4 protein-coding genes are annotated in these 7,244 nt (G+C 47.6%); 2 read left to right on the top strand and 2 right to left on the bottom strand.

Translation table 11 applies throughout. From position 1 onward, the window contains the following. Nucleotides 1-458 precede the first annotated feature (458 nt). Together ACLGGO_RS34620 and ACLGGO_RS34615 are read left to right on the top strand one after the other, a co-directional pair. Nucleotides 459-2,159, top strand: a complete 1,701-nt coding sequence (locus ACLGGO_RS34620) for a glycosyltransferase family 39 protein (protein WP_446422715.1) — start codon at nucleotides 459-461, stop codon at nucleotides 2,157-2,159. Between the two features lie 66 nt (nucleotides 2,160-2,225). After that, nucleotides 2,226-3,434 (top strand): glycosyltransferase, encoded by a 1,209-nt coding sequence (locus ACLGGO_RS34615; protein ID WP_446422714.1) that lies wholly within the window; start codon nucleotides 2,226-2,228, stop codon nucleotides 3,432-3,434. 188 nt (nucleotides 3,435-3,622) lie between these two features. On the opposite strand, the gene ACLGGO_RS34610 is transcribed toward ACLGGO_RS34615, so the two are convergent. Together ACLGGO_RS34610 and ACLGGO_RS34605 are read right to left on the bottom strand one after the other, a co-directional pair. Further along, the gene (locus ACLGGO_RS34610) at nucleotides 3,623-4,075 is read right to left on the bottom strand and encodes a DUF2267 domain-containing protein (RefSeq protein ID WP_446422713.1); all 453 of its coding nucleotides are present in this window, start codon (nucleotides 4,073-4,075) and stop codon (nucleotides 3,623-3,625) included. Nucleotides 4,076-4,317: 242 nt separating this feature from the next. Next, the gene (locus ACLGGO_RS34605) at nucleotides 4,318-6,996 is read right to left on the bottom strand and encodes a cation-translocating P-type ATPase (RefSeq protein WP_446422712.1); all 2,679 of its coding nucleotides are present in this window, start codon (nucleotides 6,994-6,996) and stop codon (nucleotides 4,318-4,320) included. Between the last annotated feature and the right edge of the window lie 248 nt (nucleotides 6,997-7,244).

Here is a 7,244-nt window from a genome sequence, read left to right as displayed (position 1 = left end):
TATTTAGAAGAAAAAACAGGAATTCAGTTAAGTGGCTCACAGGTTCGGAGGATATTAGAGAGAAAAAAGTACGCTTAAGCTCTCATGCATTTAAATTGGGTACTAGTAGGGAGCAAGATGCTCCCGTCTCCTTTGGCTTCCCCGGAGTAGAAAAAGCGAAGTAACTTCTGGTCTCCCCCGTGCAAAAAAAGCTCCCGCATCCTCTGGTCTCCCCCATGAAACAAAAAGCGAAGCAACTTCTGCTCTCCCCCTTCTGAAGGGGGACGGAAGGGGGATCAGTCTTAATTCCTTGCTATATTGCCAAATCAGGCGAGTTACAGGGCGATCGCACGACAAACTCCCCGCAAGGATATGTTGCACTCCCGCCCTTTTTGTCAAGATTAATGTAGCTGAAGAAAAAGGTTGCCAAGCTGTTTTAAACTGGCAAAGAACCTACTCTTGTTCTGTCGCCCTCTCTGATGAGCCGAAGTTTCCCCCTGTCTAAACTCTCCCGGACATTTTCTTGGGCATTACTGATCGTGATTGCGATCGCGGTGCTGTTAAGGGTAATTAACCTAAGTAGCCGAGAATTTTGGTACGACGAGGTATTGTCCCTGCTGCTGTCTACGGGTCAAAAAACTTCCTATTCCACGCCGAAGGAGTTGCCTGTTACCTTAGCCGACTATACACCACTGCTAAGTTTACCTGTAGAAAACGGTATCGGTGCTATCCCAGCCACCCTGAAAAAATTACTCCAAGGATTAGCCGGTGAACCCCATCCGCCTCTATTTTTTCTGGGTCAACATCTTTGGTTGCGACTGTTCGGTAATAGTGTCGCCGCCACGCGCAGCTTGGGCGCTCTATTCAGTATCGGTGCAATCGGTAGCGCCTATGGTTTAGGTCGTCGTTTGCTGGGTCATCAAGGGGGCTTGTTATTAGCTGCTCTTTTAGGCACTAATACTTATTATCTCTTTCACTCGCTCAATGTACGCATGTATGGTCCGCTGCTGCTGTGGGTGATTCTCAGTGCTTGGGCGGCGTTAGAATTGATTGAACCCAAAAAGACGTTTCAGGACAAGGAACACAAGGATAGTGAGAGTACGGGTAAATACACTAAACTCTTATGGAATCTGGTCTTCATCGGTTCAATCGCCGCAGGTTTCCTGACTTTTTATTACTTCGCCTTTTTTATTGCCGCCTTGGTTGTCTTAGTTTTATGGTTAGATCGGCAACATTGGTGGCAACATGGACTACGGTTTACGGCGGGGATCACATTAACGATTCCCTGGGTATGGTGGGGAACCAGACAACAGCTACGGAATGCTGATTTAGAGCGGTTTGGAGCAATTCAAACCTGGATGGAAACGGTGTGGAAACACCTAGAAGGGGTGATACAAACCCTAGGAATTCATTTAGTATTGGGAGATTGGGCTACCAGTTTGCCCCTGGTGAGTACTACTGTCGCTGGGGTAGGCGCGATCGCACTCCTAGTTGTCTGTAGTATAAGTCTGTGGCGTCAGCATCACTACCGGGTTTTGGGTGTGGCGTTGCTCTTGGGGATTTTTCCCCTTGTCTTGGCGTTAACGATTGATATTCTCAAAGGTCAGTTTACCGTTGGCTTTGGCTGGGGGCGATCGATGATCTTTATTTTACCCGGATGCCTGCTCTTAATCGCCGCTTGGATTGAGCGGACAATGGGAAAATGGCGACCCCTCGCCGCCGCTTTAGTGTTAGGGTTCTATCTGGTGCTCAGTATCGGGGATTTCACATTACGCGATCGCAGGATGTTCCATCAAATCGCCGACATCATCGAGCAAGAACCCAACACTCCCACCTTAATCGTCATGAACTCTCAGGCTTGGGGTCACGTCCTCCGTTTGGCATATTATATTCCCTCAGATCTGCCCGTAACCTTACTGGCGCAAGCCCCCGCGAAATTGGCTCCGGTGTTAGAGAAAACCTTGAATACTCAAACGGGCAACTTTTCTCGCGTCATTTGGTTAGATAGCGGCGATCCCGTTTGGTCAAAACCTAAAACAGAAGCAGAAAAACTCAAGTTTCAACAAAACATCCAAACCACTTTAAAATCCCAATACCAATTGATAGAAACACAGCCACTGGTGGGAACAATGGAAGAAGACCAATTTACCCTTCACCTCTATCAAAGTTCTGAACGGTGAAGGATGAATTCTCAAATCAGTCCTCTATCCGATCAAGCCGCTTGAGTCAAAATTGAACAACAGCCCATGAGTATCAATCCCGCGAATTCGCTGATCTCTGTTCCGTCCGGTTCTTTTGTGGTTTCGGATTTAACTACTTTCTTATCCACAACGGAAGAACGTCCTCTGCGATTTTCCCTCATTATTCCCACTTACAAAGAAGCGAAGAATATTCCCCAGATTGTTGAACAATTAAGCCAATTACTCGATTCACAACTGGCGGGGGATTATGAACTGATTGTCGTGGATGACAATAGTCCGGACGACACATGGAAAGTGGCGCTGGAACTCACGGCGGATTATCCTCAGTTACAAGTCATGCGGCGGATTGATGAAAGGGGGCTGTCTACCGCCGTGATCCGAGGATGGCAAGTTGCGCGGGGAGAGGTTTTGGGTGTGATTGATGCTGATCTCCAGCATCCCCCAGAACTGTTATTGCAGCTATGGGGTGAGATCCAACGGGGAGCAGATTTAGCCGTTGCTAGTCGCCACGTTGAAGGCGGTGGCGTCAGTGATTGGAGTATTATCCGCCGATTTTTATCTCGTGGCGCTCAGACCATTGGGTTAATTTTACTTCCCGGAGTTGTCGGACGTGTTTCTGACCCTATGAGTGGTTATTTTATGGTGCGCCGTCAATGTTTAGTCGGTCGCCCTCTGAGTCCTCTAGGGTACAAAATTTTAATTGAAGTCTTGGGTCGAGGAAGAGTCCCTTGGATTGGGGAAGTGGGTTATGTCTTTCAAGAGCGTCAAGCGGGTGAAAGTAAGGTTACTTGGAAACAGTATGTAGAGTATTTACAACACTTACTGCGCTTACGTTTATCTCTAGGACCTATTGGTCGATTCCTTCGCTTTGGTTTGGTCGGCTTCAGTGGAGTGTTTGTGGATATGACGATCTTTTATCTGCTGCGAGAGCAGGTAGAATTGGGACTAACGACCAGTGCTGTTTTGTCAGCCGAAGTCGCGATTCTCAACAATTTCTTGTGGAATGATTTATGGACGTTTGGCGATATTTCTCGACATCAACGGGGATGGCGCAAGCGGTTTAAACGATTTTTGAAGTTCAATGTGATCTGTTTAGCTGGACTCTTTCTCAATGTTTCGCTCGTGAATTTGTTGTTTAATGTTTTTGGTATTAATGAATATGTTGCCAAGTTAATCGCGATCGCGGCGGTCACGGTATTGAATTTCTGGCTCAATTTCAAGCTGAGTTGGCGCGTAACCGATGTGCGACGGTAATTGACTACCGATTTGACCTCTCCCTAAATATTCAAAATTCTCGGACTTGGTCGGGGCGGGTTTAGGTCAGTTAGTGCTTTGAACCGCAGCGTTATTGGTAAAACCCGCCCCTACACATTCAAACAAATGAAAAATGACCGGAATTAATGGGTTTCAAGCCCCATCCTAAGGGTTTGGTTACCAAACCCCTACGCTTGCTGCCACATTTGCTGAATTTTAGGCGGTAAAAAGCTAGCAATTTCTTTGATTCGTTCCTGAGACAACTCGTCTTTTGTTGCGGAAAAGATAGCTGTGACCACGGTTTCTGGGCTGACCCCTTTGGGCAAGCTGGCTTCTTGACGGATGCGAAACAAGAAGGTATCAGCATCAAAATTGAGAGGGGGACGAATTCGACTCAGAAAGCTGACAACTGGATTGGTATCTTTCCAAAGATCGGCAATTTCTTGTTGCTGTTCTTCGGCTGGAGTCGGTACAGGGTCATCGTTTTGACGCAATTCTGATTCTACCCGATCTGAAGCATCTGTGTTCATTAAGTCGCGCATGGTGCGGAACACTACTTCAGTAACATCGCGGGCGTCGTAGATGTCTTCTAAGTGAGCCTGCTTTTGGACTTTTTCTAAGAATTCTGTATTGTTGGGCATCCTATTCTCCTTGTGTTTCAGGTTACGGTTGGGGACAATTTAATGTCCTAGTTTCCCAGTTTTATGTGTGTGAATGTGCCGATAAATCTGAAAAACAGTTTTTGTGAATTTCACATTATTTTGAGTATTTTTCAGTTTCTGGTTTAACACTTTAGCCTAGGATAGCAGCGTTAGGGCTGACATCTACCTCAAGAGGCATATTTCATCGTCAGTCATTTCACGGGGGTTTGGTAACCAAACCCCTACTTGGCGATAATTTTGGCAATTTGCCCAATGACTAAGGGAACTAAACTCATTCCCAGGATGAGTAACCAACCTTGAAGACTAGGGGCATGAGTTTGCAGGATATCGGAGAGGATAGGTAGATAAATGGCAGCGACGAGGAATCCAGTACAAAGGATGAGGGAACCCCAGACGTATTTATTGCGGGTGACTTCGTTAACCAGTACACCTGCTCCAGGATCGCGCATATTGAAGACATGCCACAACCGGGAAAAGGCAATAGTCATAAAGGAAATAGTAACAGCTTGATTTTTTTCCAGTCCTAACCAGTTGAATGCGAGGTAAAAGGAACCCAGAACAGGCGCGGCGATGATTAGCCCATATCCCACGATCGCGAACCAGTGACGTCTAGTTATAATCGACTCCTTGGGGTCACGAGGGGGTTGTTCCATGAGAGTGGGAGATCCTTCACCCACACCAAGGGCGAGGGCGGGAAAGACATCATTAATGATATTCAGATATAAGATTTGCAGGGGCAAGATCGGTAAGGGAACATTCACTAACGAGGTAGCGGTGACTGCAATAATTTGACCGACATTCCCCGACAGCAGATAAACCGTGAACTTACGAATATTATTAAAAATCGCTCTCCCCTGTTCCACCGCCGCGACAATGGAGGAAAAGGCATCATCCTGAAGCACCATATCCGCCGCCTCTTTTGCCACCTGGGTGCCTCGTTGTCCCATGGCGACACCAATATCCGCTTTTTGTAGGGCGGGGGCGTCATTGACCCCATCCCCCGTCATTGCCACAATTGCCCCGGCGTCTTGGTGCAAGGTAATCAGGTTCAATTTTTGTTCTGGAGATACCCGGGCAAAAATCGGGGTTTTGACTAAGCGTTCACGTTCCTCGGGAGAGGATTCTTTGGGGCTTTTTAAGTCTTTCCCCTGCACCACATCCGCTTGTTCATTATCGGTTAAGCCCACAGCGAAACCAATATTTCGGGCGGTTACGGGTTGATCCCCTGTCACCATAATTACCCGAATTCCCGCGTTTTGACATTCCTCAATTGCCGCCCGTACATCTTGGCGGGGGGGATCAAGTAAGCCAACGACGCCTAAAAAGGTTAGGTCTTCGTAGGGTTGAGCATCTTCACTATCCACCGTTTTTTGTGCCAATGCCAGAATCCGTAACCCTTGCGCGGCGAGGTCATTGTTGCGTTGCTTCCAAAAGTCGCGATCGCGGAGTTCTTTTTCACCCTCTGGGGTTAAGATACGGGTACAGTTCTCTAAGACGGCTTCCGGTGCGCCTTTAACGGCAAAGCGATAATTACCATTGCTTTTGTGCAGCGTCGCCATCATTTTGGTGTCGGGATCAAACGCTTCTTCCCGCACTTCGGGCATCTTTTCTAATAATTCTTCACGCTGGAGATCAGCTTTTGCCCCAGCAATTAACAGAGCAACTTCCATTGGATCACCGACAACTCGGCTTTCATTGGAGTCTTCCGGTTGCAATGCCGCATTATTACATAAGACGCCAACTTCTAAGGCGAAGCGGAGAATGTCATGCTCTAAGGGTTTGAGGGTTTTATTGTCTTGGGTGAACTTCCCTTCGGGTTCTAATCCCTCACCACTAATTTCAACATCACCGGAGTCGAGGACAATATGACTCACCGTCATCCGGTTTTCGGTTAAAGTTCCGGTTTTATCGGTACAAATAACACTAGTCGCCCCTAGGGTTTCCACCGCCGCTAGTTTATTAATCAAGGCGTTACGCTTTGCCATACGCCACATTCCTCGCGCCAAAGCAATGGTGGCGACAATCGGCAATCCTTCGGGAATCGCGGCTACAGCTAGGGCGACGGCGGTTTCCACCATCAGGCGAATATCTTTGCCCACGATAATGCCGGAAATGGCAATCAGGACGACAATAACTAGAGTGACCCAAATCAAACGACGTCCCAGTTGGTTCAGCCGTTTTTCTAGGGGGGTACGTTCCTCCGTGCTGGCTTCTTGGGCTAACTCAGAAATGTGACCTAATTCTGTCTGCATTCCTGTTGCTACAACTAGCCCTTCCCCGGAACCACGACTCAGGGCGGTGCCTTTGAACAGCATATTAGTGCGATCTGCAAGTTCCACATCCCCTTCTATGGGTTCTGTGGTTTTGCTGACAGGAACGGATTCACCCGTGAGGGAGGACTCATTTACTTGCATTTGGGAGGAGTCTGTCAGGCGCAGATCAGCCGGAATCATATCTCCACTTTCTAGGAGTACCATGTCTCCGGGCACCAAGTTTTCCGCGTCAATCTCTTGCATCTGTCCTTGGCGGCGCACTTTTGCTTTGCTGCTACTCAGACTTTGCAACGCTTCCATGGAACGCACGGCTTGGTATTCCATGAAAAAGCCAATGGCGGCGTTAATTAAGATGGCAAAAACAATAGCAATCCCCTCAATCCACTGAGAAAAGGCAAAGGATAAAATTGCCGCAATGGCGAGAATCCCAATCACCAGACTTTTGAACTGTTCGATCAGGATTTGTAATGGTCCGCGACGCTGAGCTTCTTTGAGACGGTTAGCGCCATATTGTTCACGTCGCTGCTGCACCTCGGCGTCAGAGAGTCCGTCATCGGCAGAAACATCTAGTTTCTTAAATAGGTCTGCTGATGAAATTGTCCACGGTTTGTTGGGAAGATCCGCCATAATTGATTTTGTTGTGATTAACCTTGTAACTCAGATTGGGCAAGGTTTGTGGGTATGGTGATTTGATATAGGGTAGGCAAGGCTAATCAGCCATAAACATAAATAATAGAGTTGTATTGCCCTTGTCCAATTTGGGGATTGAGCCAAGGGGTGTCAGATATCAGATATCAGCGCGATCGCGTTGCCTCTAATCGGTGATTCTGTGGACAAAGGTTGAAAACTCGGCATAACTGTATCCATCCTGTCGG

The sequence above is a fragment of the Coleofasciculus sp. genome, assembly GCF_046565525.1.
In the GTDB taxonomy this organism is placed as follows: Bacteria; Cyanobacteriota; Cyanobacteriia; order Cyanobacteriales; family Coleofasciculaceae; genus Coleofasciculus.
This window is presented reverse-complemented; position numbering and strand designations above follow the sequence as displayed.